At 53.5% G+C, this 254-nt stretch carries 1 protein-coding gene; it reads right to left on the minus strand.

Annotated features, from left to right (window positions below; translation table 11 throughout):
- Positions 1-207 (minus strand): hypothetical protein (locus VJI93_RS09060; protein ID WP_324009368.1); only part of this gene is annotated, 207 nt, incomplete at its 3' end.
- Positions 208-254: the final 47 nt, after the last annotated feature.

Genomic DNA, 254 nt, shown 5'->3' on the forward strand with positions numbered 1-254 from the left:
TCCGTTTGACTCCAAGCTTTTGCGCTCGAGCCTCACACACTTGCTCCATTCCGTGTTGCTTTCGATTCCTGACGCTTCCAGGAGCTTGGTGATCGGTTTCCCTGCGGACCTTTGCACAGGAATCTCCCACAGGAGGGCGCACAGTGCCCGCCTGAAATTTTCAAACCTGCCCGGATGCTGTTCCGTGAGCATTTTCTCTTCCTTCAAGACGCGATCCATGAATGGATAGTCGAGTCGATTTACCCGACTTAGGG

Source organism: Parvimonas sp. M20, assembly GCF_035282425.1.
GTDB lineage: Bacteria > Bacillota > Clostridia > Tissierellales > Peptoniphilaceae > Parvimonas.